Annotated in this window: 15 protein-coding genes and 5 tRNA genes; 12 read left to right on the top strand and 8 right to left on the bottom strand. The window is 59.4% G+C overall.

The genetic code is table 11. From position 1 onward, the window contains the following. Positions 1–7: 7 nt before the first annotated feature. From clpB to NVB75_RS15545, 5 genes are all read left to right on the top strand, one after another. Positions 8–2,572: an ATP-dependent chaperone ClpB gene (gene clpB, locus NVB75_RS15565; protein ID WP_258348200.1), complete on the top strand. Its 2,565-nt coding sequence runs from the start codon at positions 8–10 to the stop codon at positions 2,570–2,572. A 300-nt stretch (positions 2,573–2,872) separates the two neighbouring features. Continuing rightward, positions 2,873–2,948 (top strand) — tRNA-Asn (locus NVB75_RS15560). A 10-nt stretch (positions 2,949–2,958) separates the two neighbouring features. Beyond that, positions 2,959–3,035 (top strand) — tRNA-Pro (locus tag NVB75_RS15555). A 5-nt stretch (positions 3,036–3,040) separates the two neighbouring features. Continuing rightward, positions 3,041–3,116 (top strand) — tRNA-Lys (locus NVB75_RS15550). 94 nt (positions 3,117–3,210) lie between these two features. Continuing rightward, positions 3,211–3,287: transfer RNA gene (locus NVB75_RS15545), tRNA-Pro, on the top strand. 192 nt (positions 3,288–3,479) lie between these two features. Here NVB75_RS15545 and NVB75_RS15540 read toward each other — a convergent pair. The 3 genes from NVB75_RS15540 to NVB75_RS15530 all read right to left on the bottom strand — a co-directional run bounded on the left by NVB75_RS15540 (position 3,480) and on the right by NVB75_RS15530 (position 5,731). Then, positions 3,480–4,778: an NAD(P)/FAD-dependent oxidoreductase gene (locus NVB75_RS15540; protein WP_258348198.1), complete on the bottom strand. Its 1,299-nt coding sequence runs from the start codon at positions 4,776–4,778 to the stop codon at positions 3,480–3,482. A 60-nt stretch (positions 4,779–4,838) separates the two neighbouring features. Beyond that, positions 4,839–5,012, bottom strand: a complete 174-nt coding sequence (locus tag NVB75_RS15535; protein ID WP_076016477.1) for a DUF3094 family protein — start codon at positions 5,010–5,012, stop codon at positions 4,839–4,841. A gap of 89 nt (positions 5,013–5,101) precedes the next feature. Next, entirely contained in the window at positions 5,102–5,731 is a 630-nt protein-coding gene (locus NVB75_RS15530) for a DUF1780 domain-containing protein (RefSeq protein WP_008437312.1), read from the bottom strand. A 102-nt stretch (positions 5,732–5,833) separates the two neighbouring features. Here NVB75_RS15530 and NVB75_RS15525 point away from each other — a divergent pair, with 102 nt between their 5' ends. From NVB75_RS15525 to NVB75_RS15515, 3 genes are all read left to right on the top strand, one after another. Next, positions 5,834–6,301 (top strand): FAD/FMN-containing dehydrogenase, encoded by a 468-nt coding sequence (locus NVB75_RS15525; protein ID WP_258348196.1) that lies wholly within the window; start codon positions 5,834–5,836, stop codon positions 6,299–6,301. Further along, positions 6,298–6,987 carry an energy-coupling factor ABC transporter permease gene (locus tag NVB75_RS15520; protein WP_258348195.1) on the top strand — a complete coding sequence of 230 codons (690 nt, stop codon included), beginning with the start codon at positions 6,298–6,300 and terminating at the stop codon, positions 6,985–6,987. Before NVB75_RS15525 ends, NVB75_RS15520 begins: the two co-directional genes overlap by 4 nt. Before the next feature lie 65 nt (positions 6,988–7,052). After that, positions 7,053–7,268 carry a hypothetical protein gene (locus NVB75_RS15515; protein WP_258348194.1) on the top strand — a complete coding sequence of 72 codons (216 nt, stop codon included), beginning with the start codon at positions 7,053–7,055 and terminating at the stop codon, positions 7,266–7,268. On the opposite strand, the gene yacG is transcribed toward NVB75_RS15515, so the two are convergent. Genes yacG through NVB75_RS15495 form a run of 4 tightly spaced genes read right to left on the bottom strand, consistent with a single transcriptional unit; the run spans position 7,265 to position 10,165 of the window. Then, a complete protein-coding gene (gene yacG / locus NVB75_RS15510; protein ID WP_063027056.1) occupies positions 7,265–7,465 on the bottom strand; it encodes a DNA gyrase inhibitor YacG in 201 nt (66 codons plus the stop codon). The two genes, NVB75_RS15515 and yacG, sit on opposite strands and share 4 nt — an antisense overlap. Further along, positions 7,462–8,085, bottom strand: coding sequence for a dephospho-CoA kinase (gene coaE, locus NVB75_RS15505; protein ID WP_258348192.1), 624 nt, complete (start codon positions 8,083–8,085; stop codon positions 7,462–7,464). Before coaE ends, yacG begins: the two co-directional genes overlap by 4 nt. After that, positions 8,082–8,960, bottom strand: a complete 879-nt coding sequence (locus NVB75_RS15500; protein ID WP_375378922.1) for a prepilin peptidase — start codon at positions 8,958–8,960, stop codon at positions 8,082–8,084. Before NVB75_RS15500 ends, coaE begins: the two co-directional genes overlap by 4 nt. Further along, positions 8,957–10,165 (bottom strand): type II secretion system F family protein, encoded by a 1,209-nt coding sequence (locus tag NVB75_RS15495; protein ID WP_258348190.1) that lies wholly within the window; start codon positions 10,163–10,165, stop codon positions 8,957–8,959. Before NVB75_RS15495 ends, NVB75_RS15500 begins: the two co-directional genes overlap by 4 nt. Before the next feature lie 201 nt (positions 10,166–10,366). On the opposite strand from NVB75_RS15495, the gene NVB75_RS15490 reads away from it, so the two are divergent. The 4 genes from NVB75_RS15490 to NVB75_RS15475 all read left to right on the top strand — a co-directional run bounded on the left by NVB75_RS15490 (position 10,367) and on the right by NVB75_RS15475 (position 12,830). Then, positions 10,367–10,780, top strand: a complete 414-nt coding sequence (locus tag NVB75_RS15490) for a pilin (RefSeq protein ID WP_275711403.1) — start codon at positions 10,367–10,369, stop codon at positions 10,778–10,780. Positions 10,781–10,866: 86 nt separating this feature from the next. Then, positions 10,867–12,276: an O-antigen ligase gene (locus NVB75_RS15485; RefSeq protein WP_258348186.1), complete on the top strand. Its 1,410-nt coding sequence runs from the start codon at positions 10,867–10,869 to the stop codon at positions 12,274–12,276. A gap of 39 nt (positions 12,277–12,315) precedes the next feature. Beyond that, positions 12,316–12,388 (top strand) — tRNA-Thr (locus NVB75_RS15480). Positions 12,389–12,524: 136 nt separating this feature from the next. Then, positions 12,525–12,830 carry a DUF6388 family protein gene (locus tag NVB75_RS15475; protein WP_076016485.1) on the top strand — a complete coding sequence of 102 codons (306 nt, stop codon included), beginning with the start codon at positions 12,525–12,527 and terminating at the stop codon, positions 12,828–12,830. A gap of 134 nt (positions 12,831–12,964) precedes the next feature. Here NVB75_RS15475 and nadC read toward each other — a convergent pair whose 3' ends face one another. Further along, the gene (gene nadC, locus NVB75_RS15470) at positions 12,965–13,813 is read right to left on the bottom strand and encodes a carboxylating nicotinate-nucleotide diphosphorylase (protein ID WP_010175009.1); all 849 of its coding nucleotides are present in this window, start codon (positions 13,811–13,813) and stop codon (positions 12,965–12,967) included. Positions 13,814–13,955: the final 142 nt, after the last annotated feature.

The raw sequence follows: 13,955 nt of genomic DNA, 5'->3' as shown, positions 1-13,955 counted from the left end.
GTGACTAATGCGTATTGATCGTTTAACCAGCAAATTGCAGTTGGCTTTATCTGACGCCCAATCTCTGGCGGTTGGCCTGGACCATTCGGCCATTGAGCCTGCGCACTTGATGCAAGCGCTCCTGGAGCAGCAAGGCGGTTCCATCAAGCCTTTGCTGATGCAGGTGGGCTTTGACGTCAACAGCCTGCGCAAGGAGTTGAGCAAAGAGCTCGACCAACTGCCGAAAATCCAAAATCCTACTGGCGACGTGAACATGTCCCAGGATTTGGCGCGCCTGTTGAATCAGGCAGACCGCCTGGCCCAGCAGAAGGGTGACCAGTTCATTTCCAGTGAAGTGGTGCTGCTCGCCGCGATGGACGACAACAGCAAGCTCGGCAGATTGTTGCTGGGCCAGGGCGTGAGCAAAAAAGCCCTGGAAAATGCCATCAACAATCTGCGTGGCGGCGAAGCGGTAAATGACCCTAACCACGAGGAGTCTCGCCAAGCGCTGGACAAATACACCGTCGACCTGACCAAGCGCGCCGAAGAGGGCAAGCTCGACCCGGTGATCGGTCGTGACGATGAGATTCGTCGCACCATCCAGGTCCTGCAGCGTCGCACCAAGAACAACCCGGTGCTGATCGGCGAACCTGGCGTGGGTAAAACCGCCATTGCCGAAGGCCTGGCCCAGCGCATCATTAATGGCGAAGTGCCGGATGGCCTTAAAGGCAAGCGCCTGCTGTCCCTGGACATGGGGTCGCTGATTGCCGGTGCCAAGTTCCGTGGCGAGTTCGAAGAGCGCCTGAAATCCCTGCTGAATGAACTGTCGAAGCAGGAAGGGCAGATCATTCTGTTTATTGACGAACTGCACACCATGGTCGGCGCCGGTAAAGGCGAAGGTTCGATGGATGCGGGCAACATGCTCAAGCCAGCCTTGGCGCGTGGTGAGTTGCATTGCGTCGGTGCAACCACGCTGAACGAATATCGCCAGTACATCGAGAAGGATGCGGCCCTTGAGCGTCGCTTCCAGAAAGTACTGGTGGAAGAACCGAGCGAAGAAGACACCATCGCCATTCTGCGTGGCCTGAAAGAGCGGTATGAGGTCCACCATAAAGTCGCGATCACCGACGGCGCGATCATTGCGGCGGCGAAGTTGAGCCATCGCTATATCACTGACCGTCAGTTGCCGGACAAGGCCATCGACTTGATCGACGAAGCGGCCAGCCGTATTCGGATGGAGATCGATTCGAAGCCCGAAGTGCTGGACCGTCTGGATCGGCGCCTGATTCAGCTGAAAGTTGAATCCCAGGCCCTAAAGAAAGAAGAGGATGAGCCGGCGAAGAAACGCCTGGAAAAACTTCAGGAAGAAATTGTTCGCCTCGAGCGTGAGTATTCGGACCTCGAAGAAATCTGGACCTCGGAAAAGGCCGAAGTGCAGGGTTCTGCGCAGATCCAGCAGAAGATCGAGCAGTCCCGTCAGGAACTGGAAGCCGCGCGCCGTAAAGGCGACCTGAACCGCATGGCCGAGTTGCAGTACGGGGTGATCCCGGACCTGGAGCGCAGCCTGCAGATGGTCGACCAGCACGGCAAGCCTGAGAACCAGCTGCTGCGCAGTAAGGTGACTGAGGAAGAAATCGCCGAAGTCGTCTCGAAGTGGACCGGTATCCCGGTGTCGAAAATGCTCGAGGGCGAGCGCGACAAGCTGTTGAAGATGGAAAGCCTGTTGCACCAGCGCGTTATCGGCCAGGACGAGGCGGTGATTGCGGTGTCCAACGCGGTACGGCGTTCCCGAGCCGGGTTGTCCGACCCGAACCGTCCGAGCGGCTCGTTTATGTTCCTCGGCCCGACCGGTGTGGGTAAGACTGAGCTGTGCAAGGCCTTGGCCGAGTTCCTCTTTGATACTGAAGAGGCGATGGTGCGGATCGATATGTCCGAGTTCATGGAGAAACATTCCGTGGCCCGCCTGATCGGGGCGCCACCAGGCTATGTAGGGTACGAGGAGGGCGGTTACCTGACCGAGGCTGTGCGGCGCAAGCCTTACTCGGTGATCCTTCTGGACGAGGTCGAGAAGGCCCACCCGGATGTGTTCAACGTGTTGCTGCAAGTGCTGGAAGATGGCCGCCTGACGGACAGTCACGGACGTACCGTGGACTTCCGTAATACGGTGATCGTGATGACCTCCAACCTGGGTTCGGTACAGATCCAGGAACTGGTGGGTGATCGTGAAGCCCAGCGCGCAGCCGTGATGGACGCGCTGACCAGTCACTTCCGGCCGGAGTTCATCAACCGGGTCGACGAAGTGGTGATCTTCGAGCCTCTGGCGCGGGATCAGATCGCGGGCATCACCGAGATCCAGCTGGGCCGCCTGCGCAGCCGTCTGGCGGAGCGCGAGTTGTCCCTGGACCTCAGCCGCGAGGCCTTGGACAAGCTGATCGCCGTCGGTTACGACCCGGTGTATGGCGCACGGCCGTTGAAGCGTGCGATCCAGCGCTGGATCGAGAACCCGCTGGCACAGTTGATCCTGTCGGGCAGCTTCATGCCGGGCACCAGCGTCGAGGCGACGGTGGAGAACGACGAAATCGTCTTCCACTAAGCTCGAGTGGTACTGCTATAAGAAGAGGCCCCGCATTGCGGGGCCTTTTTTTTCGATAGGGCGTTGAACTGTAAGGCAAAGGCTTGTAAAGTGCGCCCCGCAGCAACGTCAGCCCAACGGTTTCTTCTCCCCAAGGAGAAATCAGAAAGAAGCGCAAATCATTGTCTTAAAAGCAATTTAAAGGGTTGACAGGGGTTTTTAAGATTGTAGAATAGCGCGCCTCAGAGACACTAACGTAGCGATACGGAAGGGTCGAAGAGAAGGTAACAAGCAACAACGTAACACTTTGAAATATGTAGTTCCGTGATAGCTCAGTCGGTAGAGCAAATGACTGTTAATCATTGGGTCCCAGGTTCGAGTCCTGGTCACGGAGCCAATTTCAAAACCGGGGTATAGCGCAGTCCGGTAGCGCGCCTGCTTTGGGAGCAGGATGTCAGGAGTTCGAATCCCCTTACCCCGACCATATTTGGGTCGTTAGCTCAGTTGGTAGAGCAGTTGGCTTTTAACCAATTGGTCGTAGGTTCGAATCCCACACGACCCACCATTTTTGAGACCAGTTAACGCTGGAATCGAATCTTAAGATCAGAGGCCAAAAGCGCTGATCGAAGAAGGCGACTGAGAGGTCGCCTTTTTTTTACCGGGGTATAGCGCAGTCCGGTAGCGCGCCTGCTTTGGGAGCAGGATGTCAGGAGTTCGAATCCCCTTACCCCGACCATATTAAAAATCCTCGTATCGAAAGATACGGGGATTTTTTTTGTGCGCGGAATCCTGGCCACACCACAAAACAAATGTGGGAGCGGGCTTGCTCGCGAAAGCGGTGTGTCAGTCAGTACATCTGGCACTGAACCACCGCTTTCGCGAGCAAGCCCGCTCCCACACTAACCGAGTCCTATCCGGGAACGTGCTGTCAGTGCAGTTTCAGGCGCGGCTCAGTGCCTCGCCCGATCTTGCTCCCCAGCATCAGCATCGCCGTGCGGAAGAAGCCATACAGCGCCATCTGGTGCATGCGGTACAGCGACACATAAAACATCCGCGCCAGCCAGCCTTCCAGCATCACGCTGCCGGTCAGGTTACCCATCAAGTTACCCACAGCCGAAAAACGCGACAGCGAAATCAGCGAGCCGTAGTCGGTGTACTTATACGACGGCAGATCCTTGCCCTCGATACGCAGTTTCAGCGATTTGGCCAGCAACGACGCCTGTTGGTGAGCCGCTTGGGCTCGTGGCGGCACATTGCGGTCGGTGCCGGGTTGCGGGCAGGCCGCGCAATCACCAAAGGCGAAAATATTCTCGTCACGGGTGGTTTGCAGGGTCGGCAGCACCTGCAACTGGTTGATGCGGTTCGTTTCCAGGCCGTCAATGTCCTTGAGGAAGCCCGGCGCGCGAATTCCGGCAGCCCAGACCTTCAGGCTGGCCGGAATCACCTGGCCGCTGCTGGTGATAAGGGCGTCGGATGTCACTTCACTCACGGCGGAGTTGGTCAGTACCGTCACTCCGAGTTTCTCCAGGGTTTTATGCACAGGCCCGCCAATACGCTCCGGCAGGGCAGGCAACACCCGTGGGCCGGCTTCGATCAGGGTGATGTGCATGTTTTCCGGCTTGATCTTGTCCAGGCCATAGGCAGCCAGCTCATGGGCGGCGTTATGCAGCTCGGCAGCCAGCTCGACCCCGGTGGCGCCGGCGCCGACGATGGCGACGCTGATCTGCTCTACCACGTCCGTCTGCCCGGCATGGGCGCGCAGATAGTGGTTGAGCAATTGCTGATGGAAGCGCTCGGCTTGCTTGCGGGTGTCGAGGAACAGGCAGTGTTGCGCCGCGCCTTCGGTGCCGAAGTCATTGGTGGTGCTGCCGACGGCGATCACCAGGCTGTCGTAGTCCAGCACGCGCGCGGGCACCAGTTCACGGCCTTCTTCGTCGAGGGTGGCGGCCAGCTGGATTTTTTTCTGCTCGCGATCAAGCCCGCTCATGCGCCCCAGCTGAAACTCGAAGTGGTTCCATTTTGCCTGGGCAACATAATTGAGTTCGTCTTCCGAAGAGTTCAGCGAGCCGGCCGCCACTTCGTGGAGCAAGGGTTTCCAGATATGGGTGAGGTTGGCGTCCACCAGCGTGATGCTGGCGGTGCCGCGCTTGCCCAGAGTCTTACCCAGGCGGGTAGCCAACTCCAGGCCGCCGGCGCCGCCGCCGACGATAATAATACGATGGGTCATGGGGATATCTCGCAAGGCTAAAAGAAATCGGTACGGTTACCCGAGCGAGCGCAAGGCAGCTCATAGCGTCAGGTAACTCAGAAGGCGGCTCAGCAAACCCAGGCCGATCACTGCAACCACCACCACGGCAAGGAGCAGCCAGGGCCGGAAAGGCTTGCGCTCGACTTGGTTCTGGGACAGTTGCAGGTACTCTTCGACATGCTGTTGGTCGTCGGGGTTCAGGCGGCTGGTCATAAAGGCCTCGTCAGGTAGACGTTGCTAAAGGGCGCCACGTTACAGTCGGGTGATTGGCGGCATCGACAGAAGCATAGTCGTTGACCCGATCACAGGCTGATGCCCACATCGAACACTATGCTGCGCCCCAGATTGTTGCGCAAGAAGTCCGGCGCGTCCGGATGCGCGAACAAAACGCGAGCAAACGTCGGGCCCACCAGGGACAGCGAACGCCAGCCCTGGCGCAGGTACTCGGTGGGCGGCGGGAAATGACTGTTGAGGTCGAGTACTTCGCGCTTGAGGCTGGCGAAGGCAATGAGGTCCAGCTCCCCCAGGTCCATGCCACGCTCTTTATAGTTGTGGGCCTTCTTGCGCAGGGTCGGCGCCAGGCGCAGCAGGAATTCGTGGGCGGGAATGCGCCGGGGCTTGGCCTCTCGTCGAACCAGCTGGCTCAGGGAGAACGCACTGCGCCGACGCAACAGTTCGTCGCGCCACTCATCGTTCAGGCGCCGTCCTTCGTCGAGCACGAAAAACACCTCGAAACTGGCGTCGCGAAACAGCACGTCCGGCGGCTCTTGCCCGGCGGCGTGGAACTCTTCAGCGCGGTAGGGCACGTTCAAGCCTTGCAACAGGCGCTGGCAGACCCAACGCTCACGCTCCCATTTGCGGGCATTGGACAGGAACGCGTTGGCTTGTTCGGCCGCTACGGTGAGCAGGCGCAAATAATCTGAGTCATCCATGTCACCAGCTTAGCGTCCAAATGATGACCGCAGGAAGTCCCGCGTCAAAAGGTCGGTGTAGACTGGCCACTCGACAGTTTCCCGTGGCATGAGGAGTGTGCAGTGAAGTTTTTTGTGGTGCTGTTCTTGAGTCTTTTGCCTGTTTGGGCCCAGGCCGTCGAAGTGGGTGAGCGTGTTGCCCCCTGGACCTTGCTTGACCAGTTCGACCAGGCCTACACCCTGGATGACCAGGCGCAAATCTTGCTGGTGGCGCGCAGCATGGACGCCGCCAAAATCGTCGACGCGGCGCTGCAGGGCCAGCCCAAAGGTTATCTGGAAGCACGGCATGCGGTGTTTCTCGCCGATATCCAGCGCATGCCTCGGCTGATTGCGAAGATGTTCGCGGTACCGGCCATGCAGGCCTACAACTATCGCGTCATGCTCGACCGTGATGCCCGTGTAACCCCGCGCTATCCGGCACCTGTGGATAAAGTGCTGTGGCTGCAACTGGATCATGGGAAGTTGGTGGCGCAGCACGAGTACGACTCTGCCGCTGAACTGCGCCAGGCCCTGGAGCAGGTGCAGCCGTGATCAGCGCAGCGGTGCTGGCGCCGGAAACCCTCAGCATCGGCTGGCTGCTGTATGCGCCAGTGGTGATGTGGGCGCTCCTGCGTTCGCCCTGGGTCGAGCTGTTTGCCGACCGGCGGCGCCAGCACTTGCTGTTTGGCACGGTGTTCGCGCTGTTCATGTTGTGGCTGGTCCGCCGGGATTTCGATACAGGGGTGTCCTACCACTTCATCGGCATGACCGCCGTGACCTTGCTGCTTGATTGGCCCCTGGCGATCGTCGGCGGGTTTGCCGCACAGCTCGGCCTGGTATTGCTCGGTCGCCAGGACCTGGCGGCCGTGGGAATCAACGGCATGCTGCTGGTCCTGTTGCCGGTGCTGGTCACCGAAGGCTGTGCGTTGCTGGTGGAGCGGGCGAAGCCACGTAATCCCTTTGTGTATATCTTCTGTTCGGGCTTTTTCGCCGCTGCGCTGTCGGCCTTGATGTGCCTGCTGGTGGGCCTGGGCTTGTTGTGGTTCGACGGTCGTTTCGCGATGCCGGAGTGGATCGAGGATTTCGTCGGGTACCTGTGGCTGATCATCTTTCCCGAGGCCTTCATCAACGGCATGGTGATCAGCGCCCTGGTGGTGTTTTGCCCTGAGTGGCTGGAGACATTCAACCGCACCCGCTACCTCTCGGCGCCCTGGAAGGATGACGATCCGCGGCCTTGATCCAGGTCAAATCCCGCACACGCCAGTGGTCGCATGCTCTGCAAAATCTCCAGGAGCACGGAATCATGGGTGTGTACGAGTGGGCACGGCAAGAGTTACGCAGAAGCCAGGACGCGGCGCAGGAAATCGGCTTTGACCCGGGCTTGACCCTGCGCGCCATGCTCAGTGCGGTGGTACAGCAGAGCAAAGGCGTGCGCAGTTTTGAAGACCTGGCCGACGAGCTGCAATACCTCGCAGAGAATCTCGACGACCAGCAGGACTATGGCTTTATGCGGCCTTAGTGTTTGGGCTGAAAGTCTTCTGAGAACAGTTCGTCCTCGGCGTCCGGGCTGACCGGGATCTTGTGTTCTTCCGACGCCCAGGCGCCCAGGTCGATCAGTTTGCAACGGTCCGAGCAGAACGGACGGTTGGGGTTTTCCGCTTTCCATTCCACGGGTGCGCCGCAGGTTGGGCATTCGACGGTCAAGGGTTGGCTCATGATCGGCCTCCACGCAAAGTAAGGTAAAAGTGGTGCAGTCGCTCGACCTCGGCATGCAGCCGGGCCAGGTCCTGGTCATTGACCAGTACGTCATCGGCATGGAGCAGGCGGTCTTCACGGGTGGCCTGGGCCTTGAGAATCGCCTGCACCTGCGCTTCGCTGATGCCATCGCGCTGCAGGGTACGCTGAATCTGCAACGATTGCGGCACGTCGATCACCAGCACCCGCTGGGTCATGGTGTACTGGCCGGACTCGATCAGCAACGGTGACACCAGAATCGCGTAAGGCGATTTGGCGCGTGCCAGATGGCTGCGAATCTCCTCGGCGATCAGCGGGTGCAGCAATGCTTCCAGCCAGAGGCGTTCTTCGGGCACTTCGAAGATCAGCTTGCGCAATGCTCCACGGTCCAACTGCCCATCAGGCTGCAGCACGCTTGCACCGAAATGCCTGGCAATTTTCGCCAGGGCCGGACGCCCGGGCTCGACGACCCAGCGCGCGGCATGGTCGGCGTCAATCAGGTCCACGCCGAGCCGTACGAAGTGTTCGGCTGCCGCGCTTTTGCCACTGCCGATGCCGCCAGTGAGGCCAAGAATCCAGGGTGTTGCAACAGAAGTGGTCATCTGAAACCGACAGACTGCAAATAGAAGTCGGTTATTTGACCACCCCAGAGCAATGCAATCCAGCCGGCAATTGCCAGATACGGACCAAAAGGCATTGGAACCGACACTTGGGCTTTGCGCAGACGCAATAGAATCAGGCCGCCCATCACGCCCACCAGGGACGACAGCAGCAGCGTCATCGGCAGGATCTGCCAGCCGCCCCAGGCGCCGAGCATGGCCAGAAGCTTGAAATCCCCGTAACCCATTCCGTCCTTGCCGGTGATCAGCTTGAACAGCCAGAACACCGACCACAGGCTCATGTACCCGGCCACGGTGCCCCACAGCGCATCGGGCAATGACACAAAAACGCCAAAGCTGTTGAGGATCAGGCCCAGCCACAGCAACGGCAGCACCAGCACATCCGGCAGCAGTTGGTGGTCTACGTCAATCAGGCTCATCGCCAGCAAGCCCCAACTCAACACCATCACCGCGCCGGCTGCCCAGCCGAAACCGAAATGCCAGGCGACAACCGCCGAGATCAACCCGCACGCCAATTCGGTGAAGGGGTAACGCGCGCTGATAGGTGAATGGCAACTTGAGCAGCGCCCTCTGAGCAGTAGGTAACTGAGCAGCGGAATATTCTCCCAAGGGCGAATCGGGTGGTTGCAGTGTGGGCAACAGGAGTTGGGGCGCATCAGGTTATAGGGCGCCGTGATGGGCTCGGCGGGAAGGCCAAGGACTTCATGGGCCTGGGCTCGCCATTCACGCTCCAGCATCTTCGGCAGGCGCCAAACCAGCACGTTGATAAAGCTGCCGACAATCAAGCCCAGCAGCAACGCGCCTGATACAAAAAACCATGGCTGATAAACAAGGATCTCAGTCAGTGGCGTGCTCAAAAGGCGGTACCGAGTTGAAAGATCGGCAGGTACATGGCGAGTACCAATGCCCCGACGATGCCCCCGAGTACCACCATGATCAGCGGCTCCATCAGGCTCGTGAGGTTATCCACCAGGTTGTCGACGTCGGCCTCGTAGTGGCTGGCGACTTTTTCCAGCATGGTGTCGAGGGTGCCCGACTCCTCGCCGATCGCGGTCATCTGGATCGCCATGCCTGGAAACAGGCCGCTTACGGCCATGGATTCATTTAATTGCGTTCCGGTTGATACGTCGTGCCGCATACGATTGATTGCCTGTTTGAACAGTCCATTACCCGTAGCGCCGGCCACGGAGTCCAATGCTTGCACCAGGGGTACGCCGGCTGCAAAGGTAGTCGAGAGCGTGCGGGCGTAGCGGGCGAGCGCCGATTTTTTCAGCAGTGTGCCTGCCACCGGTGCTTTCAACAAACTGGCATCGAGCCAATGGCGAAAGCCTGTGGACGAGCGATAGGCTTTGCGCAGTCCTGCGAAACCGGTGCCCGCGGCCAAAATCAGTATCCACCCGTTGTGTTGCATGAACTCCGACAGGCTGATGACCGCCAAGGTAAAGCCCGGCAGCTGCGCGTCGACGCCGGCAAACAGGCCCTGGAACTGGGGCACAACGTGAATCAGCAGGATCGCACTGACAAGGGTGGCGACTGCCAGCACCGTCATGGGATAGGTCATCGCCTTTTTGATTCTGGCTTTCAACTGCTCGCTTTTTTCCAGGTGGGTGGCGACTCGTTCCAACAGCGCTTCGAGCGCGCCCGCCTGCTCCCCCGCCGCAATCAGGTTGCAGTACAGTTCGTCGAAGTATCGGGGCTGTTTCTGCAACGCGACAGACAGGCTGCTGCCAGCGGCGATCTCCTGCTTCAAGCTTTGTACCAGTGTGCGCATGTGCCGGTTTTCGAAGCCTTCGGCGATGATATCCAGTGCTTGCAGAAGCGCGATGCCGGCTTTTAAGAGCGTCGCCAGCTGGCGGGTGAAGAGGGCAATCTCCACGGGTTTGACCGACGGAGCAAGACTTGGCCAGCCCGCGGATTTTTTGCGTACGCGGCCAGGGTTGATGCCTTGTTGACGCAACAGTGCTTTGACCAGTGCAGGGTTGTGACTGCTGGTTTCTCCCGAGACCTTGCGCCCGTTGCGGTTGACGCCTTCCCAGGTATAGATCGCTGAAACATCATTCATTTCGCAGTTCCGCACACAGACAGTGGAAGATTTATAGCTTAGTCAGGTGACGGACTCGGGCCGGGGAGTCTCGAGCGAAAAAATGTCAATTTGTGCGTCTTGTTCAGCATCGGCTGCGCAGGGGTGAGTACACTGGCGCGGTTGCCGAGACGGGGTGCAGGACGCGCCTCGCGATAGGTTTTATTCTGGAGAGTGAATGTGATGCGTCAGAAAGGTTTTACCTTGATCGAATTGTTGATCGTCGTGGCAATCATCGGCATTTTGGCCACCATTGGCCTGCCCATGTATACCAAGCACCAGGCCAAGGCCAAGTTCACCGCTGGGCTGGCCGAGGTCTCCGCATTGAAGGCCGGCTTTGAAGACACGCTGAACCAGGGTACGCCACCCACCCTGGGGTTGATCGGCGGGACCAGCCCAACGGCCAACTGCAAGATTGACGTGACCGGCGACATCGCCACCGGTGCTGGCACGATTGCCTGTGAAATCCTCGACGCACCCGCGCCGGTCCTGGGCAAAATCATCACCTTGACCCGTAGTGCCACGTCTGGCTGGAAGTGCACCACCACGGCAGAAGACCAATACGCTGCCAAAGGTTGTACCGCCGGCGGCGCCTGACCCTGAGACCGTCTACTGTTTACGCAACAATCGAGAGCGTGTACGCAACTCGTTCCGCACACGCCACAAGGAAGTAGAGGTTGCCGATGACGTTGTCCGTTCAGCAGCGGGGGAATACTTTCCTCGTCGTGGTTGTGTGCCTGCTGACGCTGGCTATCTGCGCGCCGTTCAGTGGCCACGATTGGCAACGTGTGGTGCAGATAGCGGTGGCGACATGTGCGGTGGTGTATGGGCTGTGCTTGCCGCAGGTCGGGCGATGCGTTGATAGGCCGACAGTGCTCGGGGTGTTGCTGATTGGGTTGGCGGGCCTGGTTTCGGCGCTGTTGGCCCATCAGCCGCTCTGGGCGTTGACCGAACTGGCGCTGCTCATCAGTTGTGGCGCCATTGCCGTGGCTTTCAGCCGGGCCAGGCGCAACGGGGATGAGTCCCTGGATCGTGTCTTGATCCTGTTCGTATTGCTCTTGTGCATGATTAAAAGCATTCAATATCTGCACGCAGGTGTCCTCGCGTTTACCAGTGGCGAATCGGTCGTAGACCCCGATTTGCTGTTGTCCGGATTTTCCAACAAGCGCTTCTACGGTCAGTTCCAGACCTTCACCCTGCCACTGCTGGCACTTCCCTTACTGGTTTCAAACGTCGCTCGTCCAGCACGGGCCGCGGTGTTTGCGCTGCTCTGCGTGTGGTGGCTGATCGCGATCAGTGGTGGTACCCGCGGCACGTGGCTGGGTATGGGCGTTGCGGGCTCCGTCTTGATGTTTTTGGGGCTGCAGGGTCGCCGCTGGGTGGTCTTGCAGTTGGCCGCACTGGCCTGCGGATTGTTGCTGTACTGGCTGGTGTTCAGCGTGCTGGCAAGGTACCTGGGGATTGAAATTTCCAACGCTGCCGCAGACCGCCTGACGACCAGTTTGTCCGGGCGTGGACCTATCTGGTGGCAGGCCTGGCACATGATTCTTGAGCGTCCTTGGCTGGGTTTCGGGCCGATGCATTTTGCCGACATCGCCAACGACATTGCTGCTCACCCTCATCAGGCGATTCTGCAATGGGCCAGCGAATGGGGTGTGCCGTCAACGCTAGGTGTGATCGCGTTGGTTACGTGGGCAGGGTGGGCAACCATCGGTGTGTTACGCGATCGGGTGTTGTCGTGGGCACCCGTGGACCTGCTGCGCTTGTGCCTGTTTGCCTCGCTGGTCGGTGCGCTGACCCAAGCCATGGTGGATGGCGTGATCGTGATGCCTGTTTCGCAACTCTGGCTGTCGCTGGTGGCCGGGTGGCTGATGGCACTGCATGTGTGGCGAACTCCAGCGGTCACGCCGTCGCCGATCCTGGCCAAAATGTGGACGGCGGCGAGTGTCGTGTCCGTTGGCATGTTGGTGTTCATTGCAATCCGTGACGTGCCCCACCTCACAGAGCGTATCCAGCACTATATGGGCTTGGGCCAAGATCACCTGCAGCCGCGCTTTTGGGCGCAGGGTGTGATTGCCCTCCCAAAGCAGTGAGTTGCCGGACGCCCAAGGCAGTGCTAGCTTTAGCCCACCGCCCGTGTAGCTCAGCCGGTAGAGCAGCGCACTCGTAACGCGAAGGTCGCAGGTTCGATTCCTGTCTCGGGCACAAAGGCAACACAGTTTTCAGATGATCCCAGAATGGTTCTGAAGGCCAGACGAACCGGTATTCATGCCTGTTCTTTTGTATCTGCGAAACCTTGATGACCCAGATGCATCCCCATTCCTCGATCTAAGAGAACGACATGACCATACAAGAAATGACCCAGGAAGCGCGGCACGAAGCAGCCCTCAAAAAGTACGTTGCGGAGTCGCCGGAACTGCTGGATGAGATCAAGGACCTGAGCGCCGATGATCAAAGGGACCAGATCCAATGGTCATTTGAAGATGAGGCCGAGGCCCAGGGCCTGCAGCCGTGGGAACTCACCCTGAAGTACACCACCACCCCGGAAGAGTTCGAGGCGGCACGCCTGGCTTTGCACAAGGAGGCCGCCGAGGTGCTGGGTGTGGACTGGAACGAGTATTGCGGGATGAACAACCTCGCGATCTGATACGAGCTTAATGTGGCGAGGCAGCTTGCTCCCGCTGGAGTGCGCAGCGCTCCCAAGGTTTTTGGGGTCGCTTCGCAACCCAGCGGGAGCAAGCTCCCTCGCCACAAAAGCTTGCGCTTAGATTTGAAGGCGTTTCAGAGGCTAAGCCGCATCGACAAATCCACCGCCTTCACATCCTTGGTCATTGCCCCGATGGAGATGTAGTCCACGCCGGTTTCAGCGATGGGCAGCAGGGTGCTTTCGTTGATCCCGCCACTGGCTTCCAGCTTGGCTTTGCCGCCGTTCAGGCGCACCGCTTCGCGCATGTCATCCAGGCTCAGCTCATCCAGCATGATGATGTCGGCGCCCGCCGCCAGTGCTTCGCGCAGTTCCTCCAGGCTTTCCACTTCGATTTCCACCGGCTTGCCCGGGGCGATCTTGTGGGCGGCGCTGATGGCCTGGGCAATGCCGCCACAGGCCGCGATATGGTTTTCCTTGATCAGGAACGCGTCATACAGACCGATGCGGTGGTTGTGGCAACCGCCGCAGGTCACCGCGTACTTCTGCGCCAGGCGCAGGCCGGGCAGGGTCTTGCGAGTATCCAGCAGCTTGACCTGGGTGGACGCGACAAAGTCCGCCAAATATTGGGCCCGAGTGGCAACGCCTGAAAGCAGTTGCAGAAAATTCAGCGCGCAACGCTCGCCACTGAGCAGCGAACGGGCCGGGCCTTCGAGGTGAAACAGCACCTGGTTCGGGCTGACGCGCTCACCGTCGCGCACCTGCCAATGCACGGCGACGCGTGGGTCCAGCTGGCGAAACACCGCTTCCACCCAGGCCGTGCCGCTGATGACAGCGGCATCGCGAGTGATGATCGTGGCCTTCGCCAGGCGTTCGGCCGGGATCAGTTGTGCGGTGATATCCCCACTGCCGATATCTTCCAACAGTGCGCGACGCACGTTGGCTTCGATTTCGGCGGTCAGGTCGGCTAGACGAAGATTGGGCATGACAGGCTCCACAAACAAAGTGCCTGGATTATAGGGGCAGGGCGGGCCTGAACCCAAGGCGGCACGTGCTACCGGCACTGCTTGAGGTGCTCATTTACCCGGTGATTACAGAGTTTGCTGGCGCAACAACCCTCATTTGCAA

Origin of the sequence: Pseudomonas sp. CBS (assembly GCF_024734645.1) — a bacterium.
Taxonomy (GTDB): domain Bacteria; phylum Pseudomonadota; class Gammaproteobacteria; order Pseudomonadales; family Pseudomonadaceae; genus Aquipseudomonas.
The sequence above is the reverse complement of the archived record's forward strand: the minus strand, read 5'-3'. Positions and strand labels throughout refer to the sequence as shown.